Annotated in this window: 24 protein-coding genes; 12 read left to right on the forward strand and 12 right to left on the reverse strand. The window is 62.9% G+C overall.

Annotated elements, in window-relative coordinates; translation table 11 throughout:
- The first annotated feature begins 151 nt into the window (after positions 1–151).
- Entirely contained in the window at positions 152–778 is a 627-nt protein-coding gene (locus I6L48_RS09395) for a glutathione S-transferase (RefSeq protein WP_010673436.1), read from the forward strand.
- A gap of 63 nt (positions 779–841) precedes the next feature.
- On the opposite strand, the gene I6L48_RS09400 is transcribed toward I6L48_RS09395, so the two are convergent.
- The 5 genes from I6L48_RS09400 to I6L48_RS09420 all read right to left on the reverse strand — a co-directional run bounded on the left by I6L48_RS09400 (position 842) and on the right by I6L48_RS09420 (position 6,368).
- Entirely contained in the window at positions 842–2,965 is a 2,124-nt protein-coding gene (locus I6L48_RS09400; RefSeq protein WP_216987999.1) for an alpha-amylase, read from the reverse strand.
- Between the two features lie 207 nt (positions 2,966–3,172).
- Positions 3,173–4,339, reverse strand: coding sequence for a membrane protein (locus I6L48_RS09405; RefSeq protein WP_029313951.1), 1,167 nt, complete (start codon positions 4,337–4,339; stop codon positions 3,173–3,175).
- The gene (locus I6L48_RS09410; RefSeq protein WP_010673439.1) at positions 4,339–4,710 is read right to left on the reverse strand and encodes a GtrA family protein; all 372 of its coding nucleotides are present in this window, start codon (positions 4,708–4,710) and stop codon (positions 4,339–4,341) included. The genes I6L48_RS09405 and I6L48_RS09410 overlap by 1 nt, the downstream gene beginning before the upstream one ends.
- Positions 4,707–5,765 carry a glycosyltransferase family 2 protein gene (locus I6L48_RS09415; RefSeq protein ID WP_010673440.1) on the reverse strand — a complete coding sequence of 353 codons (1,059 nt, stop codon included), beginning with the start codon at positions 5,763–5,765 and terminating at the stop codon, positions 4,707–4,709. Before I6L48_RS09415 ends, I6L48_RS09410 begins: the two co-directional genes overlap by 4 nt.
- 57 nt (positions 5,766–5,822) lie before the next feature.
- A complete protein-coding gene (locus I6L48_RS09420) occupies positions 5,823–6,368 on the reverse strand; it encodes a hypothetical protein (RefSeq protein ID WP_010673441.1) in 546 nt (181 codons plus the stop codon).
- 309 nt (positions 6,369–6,677) lie between these two features.
- Between I6L48_RS09420 and I6L48_RS09425 the strand changes: the two genes are divergently transcribed.
- The 4 genes from I6L48_RS09425 (at position 6,678) to I6L48_RS09440 (ending at position 10,067) form a co-directional block, all read left to right on the forward strand.
- The gene (locus I6L48_RS09425) at positions 6,678–7,445 is read left to right on the forward strand and encodes an ABC transporter substrate-binding protein (RefSeq protein ID WP_010673442.1); all 768 of its coding nucleotides are present in this window, start codon (positions 6,678–6,680) and stop codon (positions 7,443–7,445) included.
- Between the two features lie 91 nt (positions 7,446–7,536).
- Positions 7,537–9,018: a murein L,D-transpeptidase gene (locus tag I6L48_RS09430; RefSeq protein ID WP_045523555.1), complete on the forward strand. Its 1,482-nt coding sequence runs from the start codon at positions 7,537–7,539 to the stop codon at positions 9,016–9,018.
- A gap of 148 nt (positions 9,019–9,166) precedes the next feature.
- A complete protein-coding gene (locus I6L48_RS09435; RefSeq protein ID WP_113069836.1) occupies positions 9,167–9,712 on the forward strand; it encodes a DUF882 domain-containing protein in 546 nt (181 codons plus the stop codon).
- A gap of 103 nt (positions 9,713–9,815) precedes the next feature.
- A complete protein-coding gene (locus I6L48_RS09440) occupies positions 9,816–10,067 on the forward strand; it encodes a hypothetical protein (RefSeq protein ID WP_010673445.1) in 252 nt (83 codons plus the stop codon).
- A 94-nt stretch (positions 10,068–10,161) separates the two neighbouring features.
- Here the strand turns inward: I6L48_RS09440 and I6L48_RS09445 are convergent, their stop codons facing one another.
- Both I6L48_RS09445 and cysZ read right to left on the reverse strand, forming a co-directional pair.
- A complete protein-coding gene (locus I6L48_RS09445) occupies positions 10,162–10,776 on the reverse strand; it encodes a trimeric intracellular cation channel family protein (RefSeq protein ID WP_113069837.1) in 615 nt (204 codons plus the stop codon).
- A gap of 134 nt (positions 10,777–10,910) precedes the next feature.
- On the reverse strand, positions 10,911–11,675 hold the full coding sequence (gene cysZ / locus I6L48_RS09450; RefSeq protein WP_010673447.1) for a sulfate transporter CysZ: 765 nt from the start codon (positions 11,673–11,675) through the stop codon (positions 10,911–10,913).
- A 110-nt stretch (positions 11,676–11,785) separates the two neighbouring features.
- Between cysZ and I6L48_RS09455 the strand changes: the two genes are divergently transcribed.
- The 3 genes from I6L48_RS09455 (at position 11,786) to ligA (ending at position 18,412) form a co-directional block, all read left to right on the forward strand.
- Entirely contained in the window at positions 11,786–15,160 is a 3,375-nt protein-coding gene (locus I6L48_RS09455; protein WP_216988000.1) for an AAA family ATPase, read from the forward strand.
- A 15-nt stretch (positions 15,161–15,175) separates the two neighbouring features.
- The gene (gene zipA, locus I6L48_RS09460) at positions 15,176–16,306 is read left to right on the forward strand and encodes a cell division protein ZipA (RefSeq protein WP_113069839.1); all 1,131 of its coding nucleotides are present in this window, start codon (positions 15,176–15,178) and stop codon (positions 16,304–16,306) included.
- 99 nt (positions 16,307–16,405) lie between these two features.
- Positions 16,406–18,412, forward strand: a complete 2,007-nt coding sequence (ligA, locus tag I6L48_RS09465) for an NAD-dependent DNA ligase LigA (RefSeq protein ID WP_113069840.1) — start codon at positions 16,406–16,408, stop codon at positions 18,410–18,412.
- Between the two features lie 57 nt (positions 18,413–18,469).
- On the opposite strand, the gene I6L48_RS09470 is transcribed toward ligA, so the two are convergent.
- Complete coding sequence (locus I6L48_RS09470) at positions 18,470–19,438, reverse strand: ABC transporter substrate-binding protein (protein WP_216988001.1); 969 nt, start codon at positions 19,436–19,438, stop codon at positions 18,470–18,472.
- 439 nt (positions 19,439–19,877) lie between these two features.
- Between I6L48_RS09470 and nrdD the strand changes: the two genes are divergently transcribed.
- The 4 genes from nrdD to I6L48_RS09490 all read left to right on the forward strand — a co-directional run bounded on the left by nrdD (position 19,878) and on the right by I6L48_RS09490 (position 23,371).
- On the forward strand, positions 19,878–21,995 hold the full coding sequence (gene nrdD, locus I6L48_RS09475) for an anaerobic ribonucleoside-triphosphate reductase (RefSeq protein ID WP_113069842.1): 2,118 nt from the start codon (positions 19,878–19,880) through the stop codon (positions 21,993–21,995).
- 113 nt (positions 21,996–22,108) lie between these two features.
- Entirely contained in the window at positions 22,109–22,618 is a 510-nt protein-coding gene (nrdG, locus tag I6L48_RS09480) for an anaerobic ribonucleoside-triphosphate reductase-activating protein (RefSeq protein WP_010673453.1), read from the forward strand.
- A 57-nt stretch (positions 22,619–22,675) separates the two neighbouring features.
- Positions 22,676–22,846, forward strand: a complete 171-nt coding sequence (locus I6L48_RS09485; protein WP_010673454.1) for a YqaE/Pmp3 family membrane protein — start codon at positions 22,676–22,678, stop codon at positions 22,844–22,846.
- A 132-nt stretch (positions 22,847–22,978) separates the two neighbouring features.
- Positions 22,979–23,371, forward strand: coding sequence for an energy transducer TonB (locus tag I6L48_RS09490; protein WP_254203238.1), 393 nt, complete (start codon positions 22,979–22,981; stop codon positions 23,369–23,371).
- A 58-nt stretch (positions 23,372–23,429) separates the two neighbouring features.
- Here I6L48_RS09490 and I6L48_RS09495 read toward each other — a convergent pair whose 3' ends face one another.
- From I6L48_RS09495 to slyA, 4 genes are all read right to left on the reverse strand, one after another.
- A complete protein-coding gene (locus tag I6L48_RS09495) occupies positions 23,430–23,789 on the reverse strand; it encodes an MliC family protein (RefSeq protein WP_010673456.1) in 360 nt (119 codons plus the stop codon).
- 183 nt (positions 23,790–23,972) lie between these two features.
- Entirely contained in the window at positions 23,973–25,001 is a 1,029-nt protein-coding gene (locus tag I6L48_RS09500) for a DUF2955 domain-containing protein (protein ID WP_010673457.1), read from the reverse strand.
- 10 nt (positions 25,002–25,011) lie between these two features.
- The gene (locus I6L48_RS09505; RefSeq protein ID WP_216988002.1) at positions 25,012–26,067 is read right to left on the reverse strand and encodes an HlyD family secretion protein; all 1,056 of its coding nucleotides are present in this window, start codon (positions 26,065–26,067) and stop codon (positions 25,012–25,014) included.
- 1 nt (position 26,068) lies between these two features.
- Positions 26,069–26,542 (reverse strand): transcriptional regulator SlyA, encoded by a 474-nt coding sequence (slyA, locus tag I6L48_RS09510; protein WP_010673459.1) that lies wholly within the window; start codon positions 26,540–26,542, stop codon positions 26,069–26,071.
- Between the last annotated feature and the right edge of the window lie 169 nt (positions 26,543–26,711).

The following is a 26,711-nucleotide window of genomic DNA, read 5'->3' on the forward strand; positions in this document are numbered from 1 at the left end:
ATTGTTGCTAACTGATTGTTTTGAAAAATCAAACTAGCACTGCTACCCAAGTGGGTCAAACCCGCCAGTACGCAAATGTGAGGTGGTCATCGGATGTCGTGCCACGGGGCCGGCGGGATGGCCAGTAAACAACCCATGCAGGAGGCAATCGATGGGATCCCTGGTTTTGACGGTGGGCACGGGCTCCACCTGGGCAATGAGAACGGCGCTGGTGCTGGCCATGAGCGGGCTCAAGTGGCAGGAGCAGGTCTTCGATCTGGAAGATGCCAAGGAGCTGCAACGGCTCAAGCGCACGGCCCCCGCCGGCCTGGTGCCCTGGCTCGACGACGGTGAGCTGCGTATTCACGACTCTCTGGCCATCGCCGAATATCTCCACGAGTGCTGCCCGGAGCGTCACCTTTATCCGGTGGACAAGGCCGAACGGGCCCTGGCCCGCAGCCTGTGCGCCGAGCTGCACGCCGGTTTTCGCCAGATCCGCACCCTGCTGCCCTTCTTCCTGGGGGCGCCCACCCAGAGTGAACCGCCGGTGGAGGTCATTGACGAGCTGGCCCGGTTGCAGACCCTCTGGTCCCAGGCGCGGGGGCCCTTCTATTTCGACGAGGCGAGCATTCTGGATGCCTTCTATGCGGTGATGGCCTATCGACTGGCAAGCTATGGCATTTCGCTGCCCGGTCAGGCTGGCGCCTATCAGCAGGCCTTGCTGGCCTGGCCCCTGTGGCAGGAAACCCTGCTCAGGGCGAGGTTGCAGTGGCCAAAGGCGGCCCGCCAGTCTGATTGATGCGGGCGTCGGCAAGACAAAAAAGGGGAGCCATCGGCTCCCCTTTTTATTCAGGCCAGGTCGCTATTTCTGCCGACCTGCGAAGACCACGACCACTTTGTCTTCTCCTTTCTCCCGCACGAAGCCGTAGGGGGCATCGGAAATCTTCTTGTGGCTGCCCGCCGCGATGGCAGGGTGGGCGGCACGGAACTGGCCGAGCCGTTGCCAGTGCTTGACCAGCTCCGCCTTCTCGCCACTCGCCAGCTCCTGCCAGTTCATGTCCGAGCGCACGCTCTGATCGAACACGCCGCCATCCTTGGCAAGCCCCCGGCCGGACTCGTCGCCATAGTAGATCTGGATGCCCCCCGGCAGCAGCATGAAGCTGTTGGCCACCCGCCGTTGCAGCGCCACGTCCTGGTAGTCGCCGAAGAAGAGCTTGGTGTCGTGGGAGCTGATGTAGCTCAGCACGTTGAACTCGGGATCCTGGTTGATGCGGCTGGCATAGCTCGCATAGGTGGGCTCTGCCCCCGCCATGCACTGGGCCTGGGGCAGGGCGAATTCACGCTGGTAGTCGAAGTTGATCAGGGAATCGAAGCCGTGCTGGTACCAGAAGTCCTTGGCGACCCCGTGATCCCACACCTCGCCCACCATGTAGAAGGGAAGGTCATCGAGGGCCTTGCCCGGGTTGGCGGCCTTCCACTCCTTGAGCGCGTCGGTGCCCGCCTGCTTGAGCCTGGCCCAGACCGCGGGCTCCAGGTGCTTGACGGTGTCGGCACGGAAGCCGTCGATGCCGAAGCGGCGCACCCAGTCGGTGTGCCAGGCAATGAGGTAATCGCTCACGGTGGCGTTGGGCAGGGCCTTGGCCCTGGTGTCTTTTTTGGCAGCGAGCAGCGGTGGCAGCCCCACCGATCTGGTGGATTCGGTCAGGAAGTCCGGCAGTCCCGCCACCGAGCCGGTGACGTCGTCGGTGCCGGGTTGCGGGTAGCCGGGCAGGCCGGCCCGCACCCAGTCAGGGCCCCACCACTTGTCCCAGTGGGATGACTGGTAGTCGATGAACTGGTTGTAGCCATGCCAGTTGAGGCCGCCGCTCGGGCGCCATTCGTTCCAGCGACTCGGCAGTTTGCCGGTGTTCTGGGTGAGATCGGTGAGCCCCAGATCCTGCAGGTCGGCGAGGGTGGCGTAGCCTGCGTGGTTCATCACCACGTCGAGGATGATCCGCATGCCGCGCTTGTGGGCCTCGTCCACCAGGGTTTTCAGGCTCTCTTCGTCGCCGTAGTTGGGATCTATCTTGGTGAAGTCGAGCGCCCAGTAGCCGTGGTAGGCGTAGAAGGGGAAGTTCCCCTGTTCGCCACCGCCGATGAAGCCGTGGACCTGTTCCACCATGGGGGTGATCCAGATGGCGTTGATGCCGAGTTGCTTGATGTAGTCGAGCTTCTCGGTCAGCCCCTTGAAGTCACCGCCATGCCAGGTGGCCACTTCGTCCTGACCATCCTTCTGACGACCGAAGCTGTGATCATTGGCGGGATCGCCGTTGTGGAAGCGGTCGGTCAGCAGAAAATAGACGCTCGCCTGATCCCAGCTAAAGGGAGCAGGCTTGGCGGCCTTGACCGGCTCGAGCAGCAGCAGGCCGCCGCTCTCCTTGCTCGGTGTCAGGGTGATCTTGCCGCCCTTGACCACGGCTTCCTGTCCCGAGTAGGCATCCCGCAACCGGGTGCCGTCGGGCCAGACTCCCTTGAGTGATGTCGTGACCGGGCCGCCATCCCAGCTGATGCAGGGCTCTTCCGGAGGCTGGCGTTTGAACTCGCTCTTTTTGGTTGCCCGCAACACCTTGAGGCTGGGGGTATCGGGGTTGAAGGTGAACTCGTAGTCCCCCGCCAGCATCACCCTCAGATGGAAGTCTGTCCCCTTGTTGCACTTGTCCATGGGCTGGGCGGTGCCGAAGGGAAGGGGCCTGGCCTCGGTTGGCCCGAAGCTGGTGCCGCAGCTGTTGCCCGCATCGCTGATGCGGATCTGGTGGCTCCCCTTGTCCAGTCTGTGGGTCAGGGTGACGGTGCCCTTGTCCAGCGTCAGCGCCTCGGCCACCGGTTTGCCATCCACATGGAGATAGACCTCGGGGGCGGCCATCGCCTGACCGATGAACAGCGGTGTGGCGAGCACGGCCAGCCACAGGGGTGATGGGCGAAGAGCGGGGCGCGAAGAGAGACGCATAAGCCATTCCTTGAGCAGAGTGTGAGGAGCAGGGTCCGTTGAGGCACTCATTCTAGGGCGCGCTGGGGCAGGCTTGGACCGGTAAAATACCGATTTGTGACGTCAGTTCAAATGGTTACGTTTTCAAGAATGGAAAAGTGTGAACCGGGTGTCGCGGCCATGAAAAAAGCCGGTCAGTTGACCGGCTTGTAGGCATTCGGGGTGGCGTCACACGGTGAAGAACTTGAAGTTGACGAAGGCCACCGCGATGAAGGAGGCAACCATGCCGCTGATGCAGAGCACCGCAGGGCGGATGGCAGGCCAGCGATGGGCCAGCAGCACGATGGCCAGCAGAGTCGGATAGAGGCCGAACATGTAGCGGGGCATGGCGTTGAGACCGGTCATCAGGGGGATGGTGCAGCAGATGAACATCAGGGTCGCTTCGGCCCAGCGTTTCTGGCTGAACAGGTAGCCATTCAGGCACCAGCCGAAGATCACCATGATGGAGAGATAGGCCTTGCGCCCCCCCAGCTCGAAGCCGCTCAGCCACCAGTCCAGGGGGCTGTCCATATAGCGGCCCCAGGCCACCTGTATGTGCTTGAAGGCCAGGGCATCCCCGGTGAGGTGATAGAGATAGACCATGTAGGAGAAGAGGCCGAGGGGAATGAGCCAGAGGGTGAACACCACCTTGAAGGCGCGCTCGGTGAAGCGGAAGAACTCGCGCCAGCCGTAGGCCTGCAGGGCCAGGATCAGCACCGGGAACACCATCATCACCCCCAGGTTGCGGGTGGCGGAGATGAAGATGCCGAGGAAGGCGACCATGAGCCACTGTTCGCGGTAGGCGAACAGGAACATTCCCAGCATCAAGGCCATGAACATGGGCTCGGTATAGCCGGAGACGAAATAGGCGGAGAAGGGGGAGAAGGCCAGCAGCCAGACCCCGAAGCGGGCGGTGTCGTCCCCCAGCTTGAGCTGGCGCAGCACCAGCAGCATCAGGGGCAGGCTGATGAAGAAGGCGATGTTGGCTACCAGCATCAGGCCGATGAGGCTCTCCATGTCAAACAGGCTGGAGAGACCGCCGGCCAGCATGGGATAGAGTGGCATGAAGGCCCAGTTCGCCGCATTGCCCTTGCTCAACCAGCGTGGATAGAGGTCGTAACCATTCTCGATGATGCGCTGGAACCAGACGCAGTCGAACTGGCAGTAGGCCTGCAGCGGCCCGATGTCGGTGGCGCCATAGAGCTGGACGCCGAAATAGCCCATGCCATAGAGCGCCACCCGGCTCAGCACAAAGGCGGCGACAATCATCAGCCAGTCGCGGCCGCTGATGCGCAGTGACGGGCGATAGGGGAGTGCAGCCCCGGTTGACGGGGCGGTATTGGTCATATCATTCATCAGGCAAAAACCCAGATACGGGAGAGAACGTAGGTGAGCACGGTGACGGTCAGGGTGGCGATCACCACCGGCAACAGGCCGGAGAGACCGGCAAACAGCAAACCGCTCAGGATGAGGTTACGCACCGCCAGAGAGAAGAGGGCAACCAGCAGGAACTTGCTGGCGGCACCTTGTTTCTGAAAGGTGATGTAGCGATGGCCGAAGAACGAGAACCAGAACGCCACGGCAAAGGCCAGGGTCGTGACCAGGTGCTCGGAGATGGCCGGCCAGGTATGAAACAGGGCGATGGAGGTACCCAGATCGACGAGGGTGGCCCCCCCGCCGACAAAACCGAAGCGAACCAGCCGCCAGAATTCCTCGCGGGAGATCATTGAGACGCCTGCTCCTGCTGATCATCAGCGGCTTTCGCGGCGGCCTTCTTGCCAGCGCTCTTCTTGCTGGTGGTGGGCACTTCCTGCTTCTGCTCTTCATCCTGCTTGGCGTACTGGCCGTAGACCCCTTCGATGAGGTAGACGGGGCGCTGTTTCACCTCGACGAACATGCGGCCGATGTACTCGCCGATGATGCCCAGCGACAGCAGCTGGATGCCGCCGAGGAACAGCATAACCGACATCAGGGAGGCGTAACCGGGCACGTCGATGCCGAAGAAGAGCACCTGGGTGATGATCTTGAGGATATAGAGGAAGGCGATGAAGGAGACACCGACCCCGATGTAGCTCCACACCCGCAGCGGCCAGCTGGAGAAGCTCATCAGGCCGTCAAGGGCGAAGTTCCACAGCTTCCAGTAGTTGAACTTGGTTTCGCCGGCATGGCGGGCCGGGCGCTCGTAGGGGACGCCGACGGCGCGAAAACCGGCCCAGGCGAACAGCCCCTTCATGAAGCGGTTGCGCTCCGGCAACTGCTTGATGGCCTCGACCACCTTGCGATCGATGAGGCGGAAGTCACCGGCGTTCTCCGGCAGCTTGGTGCTGGTGGAGAGGGCGTTGAAGAAGCGGTAGAAGCCACCGGCGGTCAGGCGTTTCATCGGGGTATCGGCGCTGCGATCCACCCGGATGCCGTAGACGGTGTCATAGTCGCCGGTCTGCCACAGCTTGACGAACTCCAGAATGAGAGAGGGGGGATCCTGCAGGTCCACGTCCATGGGGACGATGGCGTCGCCCTTGGCCTGGTGCAGGCCGGCGGTCATGGCCGCTTCCTTGCCGAAGTTGCGGGCCAGGTTGACCAGGGTCACACGGGGATCCCGGGCGATGGCCTGCTCGACCACCTCACGGGTGCGGTCACGGCTGCCATCGTTGACGAACACGATTTCAAGCTGGTCTTTGAGCGGGGCCAGTTCGGTATCTATCGCGCTGATGAAGGCGTCTATGCTCTCTTCCTCGTTGTAAACGGGAACGACCAGAGAGAGTCGAAAATCGGCACGGGACATGGGAACTTCCTTATTGAAAGAATTATTTTACGGAACAGATGCTTGGGGCATTCCGCTTCACTGAGCCACGGTCAGTCGCACGGACTGGACGTTGAGCGGTGTCGGGGCGGAGAGCGCCAGGAAGTTGGGACGCTTGGGATCGGCGGTCAGGGAGTCGCCCGGCAGGCTGAGGCGGATCTCGTTGATGCCCGCCTTGGCCAGCTTGACCGTGGTGGTGAAATCATGACCCAGCGCCACCTTGAGCAGGGCACCAGCCTGGGGGCTGTTGATCCTGGCCTGGATGGTGAGCTGCTCCGGCTGGGCTTGCTGCTTGGGCAGCACGAAATAGAGACCGCCCTGACCGCTCAGCTCGGTGCCTTGCTCGCTGGGCTTCTTGGCCCAGCCTTCGCTTGAGAGGAAGCGGCTCGGCTTGGTCAGGTTGAGTTCGTTGCCGGGCTGGTAGGTCATGCTGGAGTTGTGCTCCCAGAAACGGGTCTTGCCTTCCAGGTAATAGAGCTTGTAAGCCAGGCTCACGTTGGGGTGAGCGGCCAGATAGAGGGTATAAAGGTAGAAACCGCTCAGTGCCAGGATGGCAGCCAGAAAACCGAACTTTTTGTAGGTCATATTACTCACTCGACGCCCGACAGATTGATAGGCAGATTTCGCGCATATGCTAATCCAATTGCAAAAAAAGCATAGTGGATCACAAAAATATATTTGCTCACATATTAACCCTCAATCACCCTGCTTACCAAGGGGCTTTGGGGTCGTTTGCTTCCTCTTCTTGATTGTGGCTTTTTCGGCGCCAACCTGTCTGCCGCCACCTGGGGCGCATCAGGCAAACGGCTGATATTGTGCTTTGTTGTGGCAGGATCTGTCGCCATTTCACCTGGGCAGAATTAAGATGGTCTGTCCCGTCGTCAAGGATGACCCATGAGACTCTTCTCTCTGTGTGTGCTCTGCTGTCTGCCCCTCCAACCGTTGTGGGCGCAATCGTTCTGCTCCTCCCCCCTTCGCGTCGGTTTCGATGACTGGCCCCCATACCACTATTACCAGCAAGAGGGAGCACGTCGGGAACTGCGTGGATTTGCGGTCGACTACCTCAATGCCGTGTCGAATCGGCTGGGTTGTCGTCTGGTCTATGTGGAGCGTCCCTGGAAGCGGGGGTTGCACGATCTTGAGCGGGGTCGGCTGGACATCGTGATGGAGGCGTATTTTGCTGATGAGAGGGCGCGTTATGCCTGGTTCTCCATCCCCTACAACCCGGGCCGGACATCGCTCTGGGTACGCAAATCCGGTACCGGTGAGGAGTCGGATCTGGCGAGCTGGCTGGCCCACGGGCATCGCCTCGGTGTGACCAGGGACTACTATTACGGCCCGGAAATCACCAAGGTTCTGCAGCGATACCGCAACCAGGTGAGCGAGGTCAACGATGTGCAAAACTATCGCAAGCTGCTGCTTGGGCGGATAGACGGTTTTCTCGGGGATAGTCTGGCCACGCCCTGGGGTCTGAAGAGAGAGGGGCTGTCGGATGCGGTCGTCCCCCACACCATGGCGATCCATGAGACGCCCACCTTTTTCATGTTGAGCAAGAAGACCCTGTCCGGGGAATTCGTAGAGCGGTTCAACGAGGCGATAGTGGCCGTCGGCGACAGCGGGGAGCAGGAACTCATCTGGCGTCGTTACACCTCCGTCCGCTAGCAAAGTCGTCGGCATTCACGCATCATGGGGTCCTGACCGTCGCGCCTGACAGGCCGAAATGAACCGATTTGAGGCAAGCGTGGTAAGAAGCATGGGTAAGAAGTATTGGTTGGCATTGGCGAATCTCATCTGGCTGGGCTGCTGGCCGGCCAGCATGGTTCATGCCAGCACGGAACAGGCGGTAGTGGCCAGTCCCAGCATCCAGCATGACTGGTATCAGAACGAGGTGGCCGAGCAGGCTCGTCATGAGCTTGAACAGCAGTTGCAGGAAGCGGTGCTGGCCCAGCTGCATCCGGATTTCTACCGCCTCTGGCAGCAGTTGCAAAAGACCCCGGCGGATCGACGCGGTGCCCTCTACGATGAGGCCTTTGGCAAGCTGGCCCGGTTCCAGCAGGCCTGGCGAGGGATGGATCTGGTCGCGCGCGAACAGATGCAGACCCTCAAGCTGGATCTGAACCGCCCCCTGGCCCATGCCCCCCAGGGAGACAATCTGCTGGAGCAGGTCAGGCAACTCAGGCCACAGGTGGCGGAATACGACGCCGTGCGCGAAGAAGTGCGCAAGCTGCTGGCCATGCCCATGGCCAAGCACTGGCCCACCCTCTCCATGCCGACCCTGCGGGCCGGGGAGAGCTCGACCGAGCTCGGCCAGATCCGCTCCATCCTGAACGAACTGGGGGACAGTGCCCCGACTCACCAGGACAGCCTCTACGATCCCGAGACCGAACAGGCCATCAAGCAGTTCCAGCGCCGCCACGGTCTGACGGCCGACGGCATCATCGGCCGTCAGACCCGCAGCTGGCTCAATACCGGCCCCGAGGTGCGCGCCAGCCTGCTGGTACGCAACCTGTGGCGCCGTGATCTGGTGGATCACCTTGCCGGTCGCTATGTGCTGGTCAACATTCCGGACTACCGCCTGAGCGTGGTGGAGTCGGGCAGCGAGGTCTTCACCAGTCGGGTCATCGTCGGCAAGGAGCAGCGGGCCACCCCCATCCTCGCCAGCGAGATCCGCTCCATCGTGCTGAACCCGGCCTGGCACGTGCCGCGCTCCATCCTGAGCAAGGACATTCTGCCCAAGCTCGGGCGCGATCCTGCCTACCTGGATCGCGAACAGTTCGAGGTGATCGACGGCGAGGGCAATCCGGTGCAGTTCAGCGAAGATGGCTGGCACCATGCGCTGGCCTCGGGTTTCCCATACCGGTTGCGGCAAAAGCCGGGGGATCACAATGCCCTGGGTCGCTACAAGTTCTATCTGCCCAACAACGATGCCATCTATCTCCACTCCACCCCGCGCAAGGCGCTGTTCGAGCAGGGGGCCCGTGCCTTCAGCTCGGGTTGCATCCGGGTGGAACACGCCGACGATCTGGCGGAGCTGCTGCTGGCGGACTCCCGCTATCAGCCGGACAAGGTGGCCAGCATCCTGAAAGAGACCCAGACCAAGTGGCTGCCCCTGAGCAACCCTATCCCGGTGTTTACCGTCTACTGGAGCAGCTGGATTGATGAAGAGGGACGTCAGCAATTGCGCAACGATATCTACGGATTCGACAGAGTCAGCTATCAAAGCCGCTTGCTGTGATCCTCGCCACAGAGTGAAAAGCCCGGCCCGTGCCGGGCTTTTTCATGGGTGAATGGGGTTTGACAGCGCTTTTTCTGGCAGGTAGTTTCGGCCCTTGTATCAAATTCATTCACCTGTGTGACTTCACCATGAGATGGACGGACAACGGATGCTGGGACAAGAGATAAGCCGACGCCGTCTGCTGCTGGGGGCGGGTTGCCTGATGGGGACCAGCCTGCTGTCGTTCCCTGCGCTGGCGAGCCGCAGTACTTCGGGACGGGAACTGAGTTTCTTCAACCTCAATACCGGCGAGCGGGTACGCGCCAGTTATTGGGAAGATGGCCACTATTTGAGCGACGGGCTGGCGGAGCTCAACCATATTTTCCGTGACTACCGTCGCAACGAAGTGTTCAACATCGACAGAAAGCTGTTCGATCAGCTCTTTCTGCTGCAACACAAGCTGGGACGCCACGGCGAAATCCAGCTCATCTCGGGTTATCGCTCCCCGGTCACCAATCAGCAGAAGCGGCGCAAGAGTCGCGGTGTTGCCAAGCACAGCTACCACACCCTGGGGCAGGCGGTTGACGTGCGCATCCCCGGCGTGCAATTGGCACACCTGCGCAAGGCCGCCCTGAACCTCAAGGTGGGCGGTGTGGGTTATTACCCTTCCGACAACTTCGTGCACCTGGACACAGGCCCCGTTCGCAGCTGGTGAGTCGGGATTTCCTCAAGGGTTGAGTGCCGATTGTGTCTTTTTGCCGCTGGCATTGAGGGGGACCAAGCTGCTAGGCTCTGGACTCCAGCCAGAGGAGAGAAAGATGAAGCAGATTGTGATCGGGGGGCTCATCGCCCTGTTGTTGACTGGTTGCGGCAAGCTCAACCGCGAGAGCTACGACAAGCTGAAAGTCGGGATGAGCTATGCCGAAGCGAGTGCCATCCTCGGCAAGGCCGAGCGTTGCGACGATGCTCTCGGTACCACGAGCTGTGTCTGGGGAGGGGAAGGCAAGAACATCAAGGTGCGTTTCATCGCCGACAAGGCGACCTTCTTCAGCTCGGAAGGGATCAACTGACCTTTTACTCTCTTGCCGATGCCCAACAAAAAAGCGCCGTATGGCGCTTTTTTGTTGCTCGTTATCCGTGCGATATGGCCAGGAACTGGCGTGTTCAATGGGTGGCGTACTGATAGTTGAAGGTGGGCAGTCCCCATTTGAAGCGTACCGCCAGGAGCCGCAGCACGAAACCGATGCCGATGGCACTGAAAGCGGCCCAGTCGTTGGGCAGCCCATGGTGCAGCGCAAAGCAGTAGAGCGCTGCGGTGATCAGCGAGACGGCGGCATAGAGCTCGCGCTTGAACACCAGCGGGATACGCTGGCACAGCAAGTCCCGCAGCACCCCCCCGAACACGCCGGTCACCACGGCCATGATGCAGGCGATGCCGGCCCCGTGGCCCATCTCGAGCGCCCGGGCAGCCCCGAAGATGGAGAAGACCACGAGCCCCAGGGCATCGAGCGCCAGGAACAGCTTGCCAAGGTAGCGCATCAGCGGGGCCGAGATGACCCCGGCCATGGCGGCGCCCGCCACCAGCAGCACGTATTCGGGGTGCTCGACCCAGAGCAGGGGATAGTGGCCCAGCAGCACATCCCGAATGGTACCGCCACCGATGGCCGTCGCCGATGCGATGATCACGACGCCAAACAGATCCATCCGTCGCCGACCCGCTGCCAGCGCGCCAGTCATCCCTTCGGCCACCAGGCCGAGCAAGAAGAGTGCATGTAACATGAGATATCCCAGGGTGCGAGAAAGGCCCGCATCCTAACAACCCTGAGCTGGGGCGACAAGCTATCTTGGTTATGCATTAGATTAAGTAATGAAAAGGGGGCTTTCGCCCCCTCTTTTGATCATGATGACGCGGTTCAGCGTCCAAGTTGCTCGCTGCGGTATTGGTCTACCCACATGGCGGTGGCGCCACAGATGGCCACCGGCATCACGAAGAGATTCACCACCGGGATGGCGGAGAAGAGGGTCACCAGGGCGCCGAAGCTCAGGCACTTTCCACGACGTTGCTTGAGGGCGTCGCGCATGGTGATGAAGCCGATCTTGTGGTTGTCGAACGGATAATCGACATACTGGATCGCCATCATCCAGGCGCTGAGCAGGAACCAGAGCACGGGTGCCAGGGTCTGGCCCACTACCGGTATCAGGAAGAGGATCAGGCAGCCGATGGCCTTGGGCAGATAGTATTTCAGCTTGGTCCATTCGCGGCCGAAGGTACGGGGCACATCTTTCACCACATCCAGCATGCCGGTGTCATTCATGGCTTCACCGGTGAGGATCTGTTCCACCTTCTCTGCCAGCAGGCCGTTGAAAGGGGCCGCTATCCAGTTGGCCACCGAGCTGAAGATGAAGGAGAAGACCACCAGTATGGTGATGAGGGCGATGGGCCAGAGCAGGTAATCAAGCCAGGAGAGCCAGCTCGGGATCTGCTGGTGCAGCCAGGCGAACAGGCCGTCCAGTTGTAGCAACAGGGCGTAGAAGGCACCGGCAAAGAGCACGAAGTTGACCAGCAGGGGGATCAGCACGAAGGTGCGGATGCCGGGCTGGCGGATGAGTGAGAACCCGCGCAGGAAGTAGTCTGCACCGCTGACCGAATCTTTGACCATGTGGGGTGATTGGCTCATGTGAGCTCCATCAGTGAATGGGGAAAGTGCCAGCATATTACAAACAAGCCTTTGATTTGGTAAAGTCGCCTGCCCGCCTCCTCTTTATTTCGTTACCCACATAGGCCGCCATGCGTCTGAAATTGATCAAACTCGCCGGTTTCAAGTCGTTTGTCGAGCCGACCCGCATCGAACTCAACGCCGACATGACCGCCGTGGTGGGCCCCAACGGCTGCGGCAAATCCAATGTCATCGACGCCGTGCGCTGGGTGCTGGGGGAGAGCTCCGCCCGCCATCTGCGCGGCGAGAACATGACCGACGTCATCTTCAACGGCTCCATCAACCGCAGCGCCCATGGCCGCGCCTCGGTGGAACTGGTGTTCGACAATCCCCACAACCGGGTACCCGGCGAGTTCGGCCGCTTTACCGAGATCTCGGTGCGCCGCGAAGTGCTGCGCGACGGCTCCAATCACTACCAGATCAACGGCCAGAAGTGCCGCCGCAAGGATGTGACCGATCTTTTCCTCGGCACCGGCCTTGGGCCTCGCAGTTACGCCATCATCGAACAGGGCACCGTCAGCCGGCTGGTGGAGTCCCGCCCCGCCGATCTCAAGCTGTTCATGGAAGAGGCCGCCGGGGTCTCCCGCTACAAGGAGCGGCGCCGCGAGACCGAGCAGCGCATCCGCCATACCCAGGAGAACCTGGAACGCCTTGGCGATATCCGTAGCGAACTGGGCTCGCGCCTCGAACATCTCAAGACCCAGGCCGAGACCGCCGAGCGCTACAAGCAGCTCAAGAGCCGCAGTCGCGCGGCCCGCAGCGAACTGATCGGCTCGGAACTGTGGGCGCTGGAGACGCGTCTTGGCGAAGCCAAGACCGAACTGGCCCAGACCGAGCAGGCGCTGGCGGCCCTCGATGCCAAGCGCACCGCAGACGAAGGACGCCACGTCACCCTGTCGGTGGCCCGCCAGGAGGCGCAGGCCGAGCAGGCCAGCCGCCAGCAGCAGATTTTCCTCGGCGGGCAAGCCATCGCCCGCCTCGAGCAGCAGCAATTGCACCAGAGCGAGCTTGGCCGCGACTGGCAGGCGAGGCGGCAGTCCCTCGGCGAGCGTATCGAGGGGCTCAAGGCCCAGCTGGCCGGCCAGCTGGAGCAACTGGGCGACAGCACGTTGCAGGGGGAGGTCGCGTCGGCGCGCCTCGAGCAGTGTGAGCAGTTGCTTACCGACCAGCAGAGCGTGCGGGCGGCTGCGGGCGATCGGCTCGAGCAGGCGCGCCAGCGTCAGCAGCAGTGGCAGCAGCAGCTGGGCCAGTTGCAGGGGCGGCTCAACCAGACCCGCGCCGAGGTGAATGGCCTGCAGGAGCTGCAGGCCAAGACCCGGCTGGCCCGCCTCAAGCTGGAAGACGAACAGGCCGGCCCCCTCGGCGGCGAAGGGGAGAACCTGCAACCGGCCCTCGATGCCCTGGCGGCGGAACTCTCGCTCTCCCGCGCCCGCCATGAGGAAGCCGATACGGCGTGGCAGGCCGGTGTGTCGCGCCATGAAGCACTCAAGGCAGAGCAGGGTCGCCAGCAGGGCCTGCTGCGCGAGCTGGAGGCGCGCCTCGCCACCCTGGATCAGATCCTGGGGGAGCAGATGGCGGGCGCGACCCTGGCGGATCGGTTGCAGGTTCCCCCCGAGTGGGCCCGGGGGCTGGACAAGGTGCTCGGCCGCTGGCTCACCGCAATCCCGGCGGACGAGTGCAACCTGGCGCAACCTGGACTCTGGATTGGCCCGGCCCAGCCAGCCAGGGCCGGTACCCTGGCGGCGCAACTGGGGGGCGAGCACATTCCGGCTTTCCTCAACGCCATCTGGCTGGCAGAGAGCAGGGAGGAGGCGCTGTCCCGCCTGCACAGCCTCTCTGCCGGTGAGTCGCTGCTCACTCCCGCCGGCGACTGGTTCGGCCCCAACTGGGCGGATCTGGGGGAAGGCATGGCCCTCGGTACCCTGGCGCTGCTCGGTGAGCGTGAGCGGCTGCACACCGAGCTGGCCGCGGGTCGGGAGGCGCTGCACAGACTCGACGAGCAGCTTGTCGCCGCCGATGCAGCGCGGGCCCAGCAGCATGGAGCGCATGAGCTGGCTCAGCGCACCCTGCGCGAGCAGGAGCAGCAGTGGCAGCAACTGCGCGAAGCCTGGAGTCTGCGCGAGGGGCAGCGCCAGGAGCGCTTGCAGCGCCTGGGCCAGCTGGGGGAAGAGCTGGCCCGGCTCGATAAGGAGCAGGCTGAGGAGGCGCAGCGGCTGGCGTCGGCCGGGGAGCGGCTTGAGCAGGATGAAGCGGCCCTTGGCGAGCTGCAGGAGCAGGGGGAGGTACTCGCCGAGGCGCAGCTGCTCGCCCAGGAGCAGGTGAGCGGGGCGGAACGGGCGCTGGAAGAGGCGCGCCTTCGCCGGGAGCAGCAGCAGGCGGCCTGCCAGCGGTTGCAACTGGAGCAGCAGAACCAGCGCCAGCTCATCACGCTGCGCGAGCAGGAGCTGGCCCGTCTCGGCCTGGAGCTGGCGGAACTCAAGGAGCCAGGGGCCGCTCCGAGTCAGGATCTGTCGCCCCTGCTGGCCGAGCAGCGCAATCTTGAGGCGCAGCAACTGGCCTGTCACCAACGGCTCGCAGAGCTGGATCGTCAGCTGACCGAGCTGGAGCAGGCCAGAAGCGCCGATCACAAGCAACTGGTGAAAATTCAGGAGAAGCTGGCGACCCTGCGGCTCGAGCGCGAGCGCAACCTGACGCGCCGGCAGGGACTGCACGAGCAGTTCGAAGAGCTGGGTGTGCGCCTGGTGGACCTCGATCAGGCGGTGCTGATTGCCGCTGATCGCGGCAAGCTGCGCCAGGAGATCCAGACGCTGGAGGCGCAGGTGGAGGCGCTTGGCGCCATCAACCTGGCGGCACTGGAGGAGTATGAGGAGGCGAAAACCCGTTCAAGCTACCTGGAAAATCAGTGCCAGGATCTGGAGCAGGCCCTCGACACCTTGAGCCAAGCCATTAAAAGAATTGATAAAGAAACACAAATACGCTTCCGCGACACTTTCGATAAGGTCAATGAAGATTTAAAATCCCTGTTCCCAAAAGTGTTCGGGGGGGGCAGTGCCTGGCTTGAGCTGACCTCGGATGATCTTTTGGAGGCCGGAGTGAGCATCATGGCAAGACCTCCGGGCAAGAAGAATGCTACCATTGCCCTGCTTTCCGGGGGGGAGAAGGCGCTAACCGCCCTTGCGCTGGTTTTTGCCATCTTCAGACTCAATCCAGCACCATTTTGTCTGCTGGATGAGGTGGATGCACCGCTCGATGAAGTGAACGTCGGTCGCTTCTGTTCTCTTGTCAAAGAGATGTCGAGCACAGTACAGTTCGTTTACATCAGTCATAATAAGGTCTCCATGGAGATGGCCGAGCAGCTGGTTGGCGTCACGATGCAAGAGCCCGGGGTTTCGCGCATAGTGTCGGTCGATATCGGTGAAGCCGTCGCTTTGGCTGAGCAAAACTAGAAAGAGAAGCAGCTAATGCAGGAATTGCGTTACATCTTGGTTGCCCTGGGCGGTATTGCCATCGCGGCATTGCTCATTCACGGGTTGTGGAGCAACAGAAAGAATCGTCAGGCACCGATCAAGGAGAAACCTCTGGGTCGGATGGAGTCCAAGTCCCGTGAGCGTGACAACGACGCCTTCGACAGCGATGGCATCGGTCAGGTGCGTGTGGTGAGCGGTGGCCGTCGTGCCGAGCCCAAACTGCGCGGCGACGAGGCCCGTCAGCCCGAACCCCGCCGTGTCGCCCCCGTTCCCGCCTTCGATGATGAAGATGACGACGCCGATCTGCCGCCTCCCGTGGTGCGCAAGCCTGCCGCTCGCCCTGTCCCCCCTCAGCCTGTGTATGAGGAAGAAGAGGACTATGACGAGCCGGTTGCCGCCCCTGTTGAAGAGGCCCCTGCCGCGCCGGTGCGCAAACCTGCCCAGGTGATCCGCCGTACCCCGGTACACCGTTCCCGTCCGCAGCGCGAGCCCATGATGCAGCCGCTGGACGAAGAGCCGCTGGTGGAGCCGGCCTATGCCCAGGCGCCGACCTTCGGTGCACGCGAGCCGGCACCGGTTGCCCAGCAGGCTCCCCGCTACGCCCAGCCGGCTTATGAAGAGCCCGCTTACGATGACGAGCCAGCCTATGAAGAGCCGGTTCACGCAGCCGAGCCAGAACCCGCCCCGGCCCCGGTCGAGAAGATCTGGCAGGATGTCTATGTCATCAACCTGATGGCCCGTCCCGGCCACGATCTGCAAGGTGCGACCCTGCTCTCTTCCCTGCTGGCGCTGGGCTTCAAGTTTGGCGAGATGGACATCTTCCACCGTCACGAAGATTTGGGCGGCAAGGGGGAGGTGCTCTTCTCCATGATCAACATGGTCAAGCCGGGTACCTTCAACCCCTATCGCATGGAGCAGTTCAGCACCCCGGGTGTGTCCCTCTTCATGCAACTGCCCCTTCGCAGCAATGCCGCCTTCGCCTTCGAGCACATGTTGCAGGCTGCGGATCAGCTGGCGAGCGATCTCGATGCCATGCTGACCGACGCCTCGCGCAGTCCCCTCAGCGACGACGACATCGCCCGCTACCGTCACGAGCTGGCGGCCTACGAGGCCAGCCGCGACTGAAGCGCCATGGGGTTTGAACAATGAAAAGTGCGGTACCCCGGTGCCGCATTTTTGTTTCTGCCCCAGACTGAATGTTCCATCACACTTCGAGACTTTTTCATGAGCGATATCCTCTCCCGCCACCGTCAACTGTGTGAGCTGCTGACCGAGTACGGCCATCAGTACTATGTGCTGGACAACCCCACGGTGCCGGACGCCGAATACGATCGCCTGATGCGCGAGCTGATTGCGCTGGAGGCCGAGCATCCCGAGCTGAAAACTCCGGCCTCGCCGAGCGTGCGGGTGGGAGGCCAGCCGCTGACCGCCTTCAAGCAGGTACGCCACGAGATCCCCATGCTGAGTCTGGATAACGTCTTCAGCAGCGAGGAGTTGCAGGCGTTCGAGCAACGCATGGGTGATCGCCTCAAGCGGGAGGTGACTTTCACCTTCTGTTGCGAACCCAAGCTCGACGGTCTGGCGGTGAGCCTGCTCTACGTGGATGGCCAGCTGGTACAGGCCGCCACTCGCGGGGACGGCACCACGGGGGAGGAGATCACCGAGAACGTGCGCACCATCAAGGCCATTCCCCTGACCCTGCGCGGCCAGGGGTGGCCGGCGCGGCTAGAGGTGCGTGGGGAGGTCTTCATGCCCAAGGCGGGGTTCGAGACGATGAACCGCGATGCGCTGGCGGCGGGGGAGAAGGTGTTCGTCAACCCGCGCAACGCCGCTGCCGGCAGCCTGCGCCAGCTCGATTCACGCATCACCGCCAGCCGCCCCCTCAGCTTCTATGCCTACGGCGTGGGAGTCGGTGGCGACGAGTTGGGGGATTCCCACTTTGGTCGCCTCAATCAGCTCAAGGCCTGGGGTCTGCCGCTCAGCCCCGAGGTGAAGCTGAAAGAGGGTGCCGCCGGCTGCCAGGCGTTTCACGATGATATCCTGGCGCGCCGTGGCGAGCTCCCCTACGAGATCGACGGCGTGGTCTACAAGGTGGATGACATCGCCCTGCAAGGGGAGCTCGGTTTCGTTGCCCGCGCGCCGCGCTGGGCCACCGCCCACAAGTTCCCGGCCGAAGAGGAGATGACGGCGCTTGAGAACGTCGAGTTCCAGGTGGGCCGCACCGGTGCCATCACCCCGGTGGCCAAGCTCAAGCCGGTGTTTGTCGGCGGCGTCACCGTGTCCAACGCCACCTTGCATAATGCGGACGAGATCGCGCGCCTTGGCGTGATGATCGGCGACACCGTGATCGTGCGCCGTGCCGGGGATGTGATCCCCCAGGTCGTGGCTGTGGTGGAGGCGCAGCGCCCGGCGGATGCCCGCGCGATCCTCTTCCCGACCGAGTGCCCGGTGTGTGGCTCGGCGGTGGAGCGGCTGGAAGGGGAGGCCGTGGCCCGCTGTTCCGGTGGTCTCTTCTGCGAGGCCCAGCGGGCGGCCGCCATCAAGCACTTCGCGGCGCGTCGCGCCATGGATGTGGATGGCCTTGGCGACAAGATAGTGGAGCAGCTGGTGGACAAGGGGCTGGTGAAGACCCCGGCGGACCTGTTCAGCCTCAACGCCATCCAGCTGGCCGGGCTCGATCGGATGGGGCAAAAATCGGCCCTCAACCTGGTGGCCGCCATCGATGCCGCCCGCAGCACCACCCTGCCCCGCTTCCTGTTTGCCCTGGGGATCCGCGAAGTAGGGGAGGCGACCGCCTTGAACCTCGCCAACCACTTCCTCACCCTGGATGCCCTGCGCGCCGCCTCGGTGGAGCAGTTGCTGGAAGTGGCCGACGTGGGAGACATAGTGGCCAAGCACGTCTACTACTTCCTGCGCCAGCCCCACAACATCGAGGTGCTCGACGCCCTGCTGGCCGCCGGTATCCACTGGCCGGCCATCGAGAAGAAAGAGACAAGCGATCAGCCCTTTGCCGGCAAGACCTTCGTGCTGACTGGTACCCTCACCGCCTTGTCCCGCAACGACGCCAAGGCGGCGCTGCAGGCCCTGGGGGCCAAGGTGGCGGGCTCGGTGTCGGCCAAGACCGACGTGCTGGTAGCGGGGGAGGCGGCAGGCTCCAAGCTCGCCAAGGCCCAGGAGCTGGGGATCACCATCTGGACCGAAGCCGAGTTGCAGGCGGCCATTCAGCCCTGAGAATGCACGTTTGAGCAGACAAACCCGGCCCACTGGCCGGGTTTGTCGTTGGTGGGCTCACTCGACGTAGCTCACCTTGTCCTGCCAGGCATCGGGAGCCGTCAGGTGCCAGCGTGCCAGTTCGCTCTTGCTGAACAGATATTCCCCGCGGGATGCGGCGCGGGGGGAGAGGGCGCCGGGCGCCGTGCCCGAGAGGATGGCATTGGCCAGTTCGGCGGCTCTCTCTCCCTGGCTGTGGCCGTCGAGCACCAGACCGCCGATGGCGGCTCCCCTGCCCACCGCAAAGGCCCAGAAGCAGAACAGTGGCACCGGACTGTTGGCGCTGGTCCATGCCAGTACCTGTTGCTCGCTTACATGCTGGCCCTGAGCGTCGGTGAGAGTGTGGTAGAGGCCGAGGAAGAGCGCCTGATAGCCGTTTTCCCGGCTGGCGAGCACTGCCTCCTGCCAGTGTCCATAGTCGGTGAACTGGCGGCTGCTGACCCGGGTCTGACCGATCGTCAGCTCGCCTCGCCCCTTGAACTCGTGGGCGACGGCGGTGCGGGACACCTCGCTTTCGTCAAACAGCACCAGGGCACGCTCCAGCCCTCCCATCAACTGACTCATCTCGCTGATGCTGCGCTTGAGCAGGGGGCGTTCCAGGACGCCGGTGATCAGGGGGTGGCCGACCAGCCCCTTGGGGCGCGGATTCTCGTTCATCCCGAGAAACACCACGGGCGTTCCCCGGGCGGCGATGGGTCGGGCGAGGGCGTTGATGGCGTTGTCAGCCCCCAGGATCACCAGCGCCGGCTGGTGGGTCCGGTAGGCGGCCATTCCCTTGGCGAGCAGTTCGTCACGGGTCTGGCCGGGCTGGCGCTTGGTGTCCAGATAGAGATAGCCGAGGTGATGCGCCTGCTTGAGGTGTTTCTCGAGGCCGGCACTGTAGCTCTGATCCCACTGGTTGCTCTGGTGATAGCTGCTGATCACCAGGATCTCGGCGGCCAGCAGCGGGAGGGGGAGGAGGGAGAGCAGGAGCAAGACCTTGGTCACGTGTGTTTTCCGCAAGGGACAGACTGTTCCCCAGTATGTGCTCTCCCGCTCTCTGGCGCCTCGGTCAATTGTTGTCGGAAGGCGTGCCCCTCTCTTTTTATCCCTTGCCGGGCGGGAGCCCGCATCCCGTCTGGGGTGAGCAAAAAGAGCGCCTTTTGGCGCTGGTCGTGAACTGCCCCACTCCTTCCAAAACCTGTTCTGGATCAAGAAACAGGGTACCGCTTTGGTGCCTAATAGACCCCACATATAGGGGTAAGCATAAAAAAAACACCCATATATAGTGTCATAAAGCTGTGCATAAGTGGTCGCCCTCTCAGTGTCAGCCCAGGTGTTTCAAGCCTTGGCTGACCTTGTTTGCGCCGGGGACGGGCGTGGAGAAGGGGACTCAACGAGGGTGAGCCGAGGGTGGCCACCAGGTCTTTCAATACGGGGAAAATCGATGAAACCGGTAGTGATCAAACGCGATGGATGTCGTGCACCATTCAATGGCCAACTGATCCGCGATGCGGTCAGCCGGGCTGCGGCAGCGGTCAATCAGGCCAGTCCGGCGCTGGCCGAGCGCATTGCCGCCGCCGTCAGCCAGGAGCTGGAGGGGCGAGGGGAGGTAGACATCCACGAGATCCAGAACCGGGTCGAGAACCACCTGATGGCTTCCGACGACAAGGCCATCGCCCGTGCCTACATCGAATACCGTCACGACCGGGATCAGGCCCGCGAGGCCCGGGGTCGCCTGGCCCAGGAGATCCGTGGCCTGGTGGAGCAGACCAACGCGGCCCTGCTCAACGAGAACGCCAACAAGGACTCCAAGGTGATCCCGACCCAGCGTGACCTGCTGGCGGGCATCGTCGCCAAGCATTACGCCATCAGTCACATGCTGCCCCGTGACGTGGTGCAGGCCCACGAGAGCGGCGACCTGCACTTCCACGATCTCGACTACTCACCCTTCTTCCCCATGTTCAACTGCATGCTGATCGATCTGCAGGGGATGCTGACCCACGGCTTCAAGATGGGCAACGCGGAGATAGACACTCCCAAATCCATCAGCACCGCCACCGCGGTGACCGCCCAGATCATCGCCCAGGTGGCGAGCCATATCTATGGCGGCACCACCATCAACCGCATCGACGAAGTGCTGGCACCCTATGTGACCATCAGCTGGCACAAGCACCGGGAGGTGGCCGAGGAGTGGGGGATCCAGGATGTGGACGCCTACGCCATGGCTCGCACCGAGAAGGAGTGCCACGACGCCTTCCAGTCCCTCGAATACGAGGTCAATACCCTGCACACCGCCAACGGTCAGACGCCGTTCGTCACCTTCGGCTTTGGCCTGGGGGACAGTTGGGAATCGCGCCTCATCCAGCGCGCCATCCTAGGCAACCGCATCGCCGGCCTTGGCAAGAACAGGAAGACCGCCGTCTTCCCGAAACTGGTGTTCGCCATCAAGGATGGCCTGAACCACAAACCGGGGGATCCCAACTACGACATCAAGCAGCTGGCGCTGGAGTGCGCCTCCAAGCGGATGTACCCGGACATCCTCAACCACGACCAGGTGGTCAAGGTCACAGGCTCCTTCAAGACCCCCATGGGGTGCCGCTCCTTCCTCGGTGCCTACGAGGAGAATGGCGAGCTGGTCCACGAAGGGCGCAACAACTTGGGGGTCGTGAGCCTCAACCTGCCGCGCATTGCCCTGAAATCCCGCGATGAAGCGGACTTCTGGGACAAGCTGGACGCCGCCCTGCGGGTGGCCAAGACAGCGCTCATGTACCGCATCAAGCGCCTGGACGGAGTCAAGGCCCGGGTCGCTCCCATCCTCTACATGGAGGGGGCCTGCGGGGTGCGCCTCAAGGCCGATGACAACATCAGCGAGATCTTCAAACATGGCCGCGCTTCCATTTCGCTGGGTTACATCGGGGTACACGAGACCATCAACGCCCTCTATGGCACAGACGTCCACCTGTTCGACAGCGAGACCCTGCGCCAGAAGGCCATCGCCATCATCGCGCGGCTCAAGGCGGCCACCGACGAGTGGAAGGAGGAGACCGGCTACGGCTTCAGCCTCTACTCCACCCCGAGCGAGAACCTCTGCACCCGTTTCTGCCGCATCGACGCCAAGGAGTTTGGCGTGGTGGCCGGGGTGACCGACAAGGGCTACTACACCAACAGCTTCCACCTGGACGTGGAGAAGCAGGTGAACCCCTACGACAAGCTGGACTTCGAGGCGCCCTATCCGCCCATCGCCAGCGGCGGCTTCATCTGCTACGGCGAGTACCCCAACATCCAGCACAACCTGGAGGCGTTGGAGAACGTCTGGGACTACAGCTATGACAAGGTGCCCTACTACGGCACCAACACCCCCATCGACGAGTGCTACGACTGCGGCTTCACCGGCGAGTTCGAGTGCACCTCCAAGGGCTTCACCTGCCCGCGCTGCGGCAACCACGACCCGGCCAAGGTGTCGGTGACCCGCCGGGTGTGCGGCTATCTCGGCAGCCCGGATGCGCGCCCCTTCAACGCGGGCAAGCAGGAAGAGGTCAAACGCCGGGTCAAGCATATGTAAGCGAGCAGACCCCACCCCAGCCCTCCCCTTGGCAGGGAAGGGGGCAAAGAAGCTCCTCTCCCTTTCGAAGGGGGAGGTTGGGAGGGGGTTGGCCGTTAACCCAGAGAACTCGAATGCACTACCACCAGTACTACCCGGTCGATGTGATCAACGGCCCAGGCACCCGCGCCACCTTGTTCGTGTCGGGTTGCGAGCACCAGTGCCCCGGCTGCTACAACCAGAGCACCTGGCGGCTCGATGGGGGCAAGCCGTTCGATGAGGCGATGAGCGATCGCATCATTCACGATCTCAACGACAGCCGCATCAAGCGGCGCGGACTGTCGCTCTCCGGCGGCGATCCGCTCCACCCCGCCAACGTGCCGCATGTGCTGGCGTTGGTGAAGCGGGTGCGGGCCGAGTGCCCCGGCAAGGACATCTGGTGCTGGACCGGCTATCTGCTGGCCGATCTCAGCCCGGCCCAGCGGGAGCTGGTGGCCTTGCTGGACGTGCTGGTGGATGGCAGGTTCGAGAAGGCCCTGGCGGATCCCGGTCTGCTCTGGCGTGGCAGCAGCAACCAGATGGTTCACGACCTCAACGCATGGCGGAAAGGAGGAGAGCGGATCCCCTGTCTGGTTTGCAGTTGAGGCCTTGGGTGTTTATGGTTAGGCCAACCCCAAGCGCTGTTTACACGAGGAATCCCGATGAACAATCTGCTCAAGATCCTGCTGGCCATCTTTCTCCCCCCGGTCTGCGCCTTTATCCAGGTAGGCTTCAGCCTCCATTTCCTCATCAACATAGTGCTGACCCTGCTGGGCGGTCTGCCCGGCATGGTTCATGCCCTCTGGCTGGTGGTAAGCGACAAGCGCGCCTGAGCCGTGAGAGATCACAAGGCCAGCCCTCCGGGGTTGGCTTTTTTTGCCTGCCAGATGGGGGCTTCCCGGATGAGCCCCTTTGCCTGACACTGTCGCGTCGCTCATGGAGTCGAGCAATACAACGAAGAGGGAATGTCAGTGCGAGTGAAAGGGTTGTTGCTGTGGGCCGCCCTGGCCCTGCTCGGGGGCTGTGCCAGCCCCACCGCCAAGCTGAATCAGCCTCCGGTGGATGCCACCTGGGAAACGCTGCCCGAATACTGGGTTCTGGTGGGGGATGCCATCAGGTTTAACCCGGTCGGGGGGCTGCCGGCGAAGAGGCCGGTCAAGGGGTATGTGACCCTTCGCTACCTCATCGATTCCAATGGCACGCTGTTCAGCCCAGAGGTACTGGAGTCCCAGCCGCCCGGCGTGCTGGATCTCATCGCCATCTCCGGGCTGGCGCAGCTGCGCTACCGGCCATCGGAGCAGAATCAGCAAGCCATTCCGGCTCGGGTTGTGGCCCGATTTGAAGTGGAAGTGAAATGACAAACACCCCGGCCAGGCCGGGGTGTTTCGTGTGGGCTGTGTGCCATGACGGCGCGGATCACTGCTCCTTGCAGTCGTTGTAGCGGCTCTGCCACTCCCCGGCGTCATCACGCATCTCGACGAACCCCTCCTTGCCCTTGTTCCACCAGACCACCTCGTGATCGTCGGTATAGCGGGCGCCGGAGGCGGAAACCGCCTGGGGCAGGGTGTAATCCTTGCCATCGGGGAGGGAGAGCTTGACGAAGTTCAGGCTCTCGTCCGAGAGGGAGAAGTAGCGAACCTGCACTTTCTGGTTCTGTTCACACAGATAGGTGACGGGATCGCCGCCGGTCACTCCCAGCTTGCCGCTGCCCAGATCGCAGCCGCCGAGCAGGGTGATGGCGCCCGCCCCCAGTAGAAAGAGCTTGGCGTGTTTCATGTTTGATCCTCACAACGGTGTCATATGGCCTTGAGCCTAACAGGATGAGGCACAACTGCAACCTCGTGGCGGGAGCCCTGCGTCGGGATGCGTCCGTCTCCCTCTGGTCCGTGGGGCAGGCAAAAAAACGCCCCGGCAGGCAAGCGGGGCGAAAGGGAGCCATCCAATGGCTGCAGAAAAGGGTCAGTGGCCGAACCGTGTCGCCTCGAAGCGATTGAGCAGCCGGTGGATGAGGTAGCAGGCGAGCAGGGTGACCACGATGGCAAAGAGGATGCTGCTCACCCGATAGAGGGCGCTGAACACCAGGTCGTTGCCCGGGGTCAGGTACTGGCCGAACAGGATGCCGAGGGTGGTGAGGGCACCGAAGCCGACTCCGGAGCCGCTCGCCTCCTTCACATGGGCATAGCTGAACAGCATGGCACCGAGCCAGAGCACCGGGGTCACCAGCAGCAGCAAGCCGGACCAGTCATAGAGCACCAGCTGCCCCAGGATGCCGAAACTCACCCCCAGCAGGGTGCCCATGGCCCGCTTGCGGGCATAGTCCAGGGCGCCGTTCCAGTGCATGGGGAAGAGCAGCAGCAGGGTGGTGGCCTGGGCAGACATGGAGTCGCGCAGATCGAAGATCTGGAACACCAGGAACGAAAGGGTCGCGATGGACGCCCCCAGCAGGGCTTCGTGGCGCATCCGGTGCGGCGCCTTGGGGGAGGGGGCCGGCCTGGGGCGCTCCTCCACGTCCGGAATGAGGGCCGTCATCAGATAGGCGATGAGCACCGACAGGACGCTGGCCCAGAGGTTGCTGAAGATGAGGTCGTTCAGATCAATCCCGGGGTAGCTGGCAAAGTGCAGCATGATGCTGAGGCTGAGCACCCCGTTGGCACCGAACAGGAACAGGCTGCCCCGGGACATGGCGGCGAAACGGTAGAGGAAGAGCAAAAAGACCAGGGGGGTCATGAGGCCCGGGTGGCCGCCGAACAGGCCGCCGAGCAGCCCTACTTCCAGACCGCACATGGCGGCGGAGGCGATGAGCTGGCGGGCGGCGTGACCGTTCATCACCGGCACCAGGCCGAGCAGCAGCACCGGGGTGACGGTGAAGAAGACCCCGTTGCTCCAGCCGAAGATCTTGCACAGCACAAACCCCAGGGTACAGCCAAAGGCGATGCGCAGACACTGGCGCAGTTCGTTGGGGGTGAGGGGTCTGTGCCACAGGTTCATGGTCGTCATCTCAATAGATGTAGTGCAGCAGGCTGAGCAGACGGATCTGGCCGCGGGCCAGCAGCCCGGTCAGGGTGTTGTCCGGCAGCAACTGCACCGTGGCGCGGGCCCCGGCCGGCAGGTGGGCGGGCAGTTGCTCCAGGGTCAGGTGCAGGCGCAGGCGCTGGGCATCGCGCACCCAGCGATCGGACTCGACGGGGTTCGCAAGCTGGCCGTTGGCGTCAAACTGGCCGGCGCTGACCCCGGCATCCAGGCTGGCGACGCGGGCCGGATAGAGACGACCGGGCTCGCCGTCGAAGGCGACGAGGGCCTGACTGCCGGCGCTGACGTGGCGCAGGCTCTTCTCGCGAAAATCGGCGATCACGTCCACCTGCTCGGAGACCAGGGCCAGCAGGGGGGAGCCCGCATTGGCCACGCTGCCAGGCTTGAGCTGCAAATTGGTGATGATGCCGTCCTGGCTCGCATGAACCCGGCTGTAGGCGAGGTTGAGCTCGGCCTGGGCGAGGCGGTTGCGGGCCTGGCGCAGCAGCAGGTTGTCTTCCCCTGGCAAGCCGCGGTTAACGCGGGCCTGCTCTACCCGGGCCTGGCTGCCGAGCAGGTTGGCACGGGCGGTGCGGGCGGCGCTGTCGGCGTCATCTTTCTGCTGTTCAGAGACCATGTGACGGCGGTAGAGGGCGTCGATGCGCGCCGCTTCCCGCTGTTTCTGGTCGGCCTGGGTGCGCAGCGAGCTGTACTCCGCCTCATAGGCGGTCAGGGTCGCGTCCAGCTGGCGGTTCTGCTGCCTGGCCTGATCCAGGGCGAGCCTGGCCTGATCCACGGCGAGCTGGAAGGGTTCCGGGTCGAGGGCGAACAGCAGATCCCCCTGCTTGACGTGCTGGTTGTTGGCGACGGCGACTTCGACCACCTTGCCGCTGACCTGGGGGGCCATCCGGGTGACGATCCGGGTGGCCATGGCCTGGGGGGTCAGGGGCATCTTGATGTCGGCCAGCAGAAAGTAGCCAAACACCAGGACGAAGCAGACGATGGCCCACTTTATCCAGCGCTTGAATTGTTGATCCGGTGTCATCTTATTCTCTCTCTTCATGCTGTGCGGCTATCTTGCCGAGGGCGTTGGCGGAGATGCGGTGCACAATGTCTTCAAACTGGGCCAGCTCCTGCTGGCTGATGCCGGTGAGCAGCTCCCGGCGCACGGCGATGATGCGGCCCTCGATCTGATCGAGCAGCGCCTTGCCCGCCGGGGTCAGGGTGACGATGCGGGCCCGCTTGTCCTGGCTGCAGCAATGGCGCTCGATCAGCCCCTGCTCCTCGAGCTGACCCAGGGTCCGCATCAGGGAGGGGAGCTCTATCTCCAGGGCCTCGGCCAGGGTCTTCTGGCTGAGGTGGCCGCCGAGGCGGCTGAGTTTCCACAGGGCGGTCCAGCGGGGATGGGTGAGCCCCAGAGGTGCCAGCTCGAGATCGGCCACGGTGCGCCAGAGCCGGTGCAATCGCCCCAGTTGCTCGGCGAGGGAGAGTTCTCGCAACATCTCCAGATCCTTTTTCATGACGGGCACCTCAATTACTTAGCTTGCGAAGCATTATATTTATTTCGCAGGCTAAGTAAATAGTGTGATACAGCTCACGTTCAGGTTTTTTGCCCGGACCGTGGTGTTTAAGTTTTTATATGGCTTTGCGGGCCAGCTAACCGACAACGGCCGGGGGAGGCGCTAGAGT

The sequence above is a fragment of the Aeromonas sp. FDAARGOS 1418 genome (assembly GCF_019048585.1).
Lineage (GTDB): Bacteria > Pseudomonadota > Gammaproteobacteria > Enterobacterales > Aeromonadaceae > Aeromonas > Aeromonas caviae.

Coding starts and splice junctions, on each gene's coding strand:
- zipA (WP_113069839.1), top strand. CDS start 15,176: ATGCAGGAATTGCGTTACATCTTGGTTGCCCTGGGCGGTATTGCCATC.
- slyA (WP_010673459.1), bottom strand. CDS start 26,542: ATGAAAAAGGATCTGGAGATGTTGCGAGAACTCTCCCTCGCCGAGCAA.
- I6L48_RS09435 (WP_113069836.1), top strand. CDS start 9,167: ATGCTGGGACAAGAGATAAGCCGACGCCGTCTGCTGCTGGGGGCGGGT.
- I6L48_RS09490 (WP_254203238.1), top strand. CDS start 22,979: ATGTCAGTGCGAGTGAAAGGGTTGTTGCTGTGGGCCGCCCTGGCCCTG.
- I6L48_RS09420 (WP_010673441.1), bottom strand. CDS start 6,368: ATGACCTACAAAAAGTTCGGTTTTCTGGCTGCCATCCTGGCACTGAGC.
- ligA (WP_113069840.1), top strand. CDS start 16,406: ATGAGCGATATCCTCTCCCGCCACCGTCAACTGTGTGAGCTGCTGACC.
- I6L48_RS09500 (WP_010673457.1), bottom strand. CDS start 25,001: ATGAACCTGTGGCACAGACCCCTCACCCCCAACGAACTGCGCCAGTGT.
- I6L48_RS09410 (WP_010673439.1), bottom strand. CDS start 4,710: ATGATCTCCCGCGAGGAATTCTGGCGGCTGGTTCGCTTCGGTTTTGTC.
- I6L48_RS09405 (WP_029313951.1), bottom strand. CDS start 4,339: ATGAATGATATGACCAATACCGCCCCGTCAACCGGGGCTGCACTCCCC.
- I6L48_RS09445 (WP_113069837.1), bottom strand. CDS start 10,776: ATGTTACATGCACTCTTCTTGCTCGGCCTGGTGGCCGAAGGGATGACT.
- I6L48_RS09395 (WP_010673436.1), top strand. CDS start 152: ATGGGATCCCTGGTTTTGACGGTGGGCACGGGCTCCACCTGGGCAATG.
- I6L48_RS09505 (WP_216988002.1), bottom strand. CDS start 26,067: ATGACACCGGATCAACAATTCAAGCGCTGGATAAAGTGGGCCATCGTC.
- I6L48_RS09440 (WP_010673445.1), top strand. CDS start 9,816: ATGAAGCAGATTGTGATCGGGGGGCTCATCGCCCTGTTGTTGACTGGT.
- I6L48_RS09430 (WP_045523555.1), top strand. CDS start 7,537: ATGGGTAAGAAGTATTGGTTGGCATTGGCGAATCTCATCTGGCTGGGC.
- I6L48_RS09400 (WP_216987999.1), bottom strand. CDS start 2,965: ATGCGTCTCTCTTCGCGCCCCGCTCTTCGCCCATCACCCCTGTGGCTG.
- I6L48_RS09485 (WP_010673454.1), top strand. CDS start 22,676: ATGAACAATCTGCTCAAGATCCTGCTGGCCATCTTTCTCCCCCCGGTC.
- nrdG (WP_010673453.1), top strand. CDS start 22,109: ATGCACTACCACCAGTACTACCCGGTCGATGTGATCAACGGCCCAGGC.
- I6L48_RS09425 (WP_010673442.1), top strand. CDS start 6,678: ATGAGACTCTTCTCTCTGTGTGTGCTCTGCTGTCTGCCCCTCCAACCG.
- nrdD (WP_113069842.1), top strand. CDS start 19,878: ATGAAACCGGTAGTGATCAAACGCGATGGATGTCGTGCACCATTCAAT.
- I6L48_RS09415 (WP_010673440.1), bottom strand. CDS start 5,765: ATGTCCCGTGCCGATTTTCGACTCTCTCTGGTCGTTCCCGTTTACAAC.
- cysZ (WP_010673447.1), bottom strand. CDS start 11,675: ATGAGCCAATCACCCCACATGGTCAAAGATTCGGTCAGCGGTGCAGAC.
- I6L48_RS09495 (WP_010673456.1), bottom strand. CDS start 23,789: ATGAAACACGCCAAGCTCTTTCTACTGGGGGCGGGCGCCATCACCCTG.
- I6L48_RS09455 (WP_216988000.1), top strand. CDS start 11,786: ATGCGTCTGAAATTGATCAAACTCGCCGGTTTCAAGTCGTTTGTCGAG.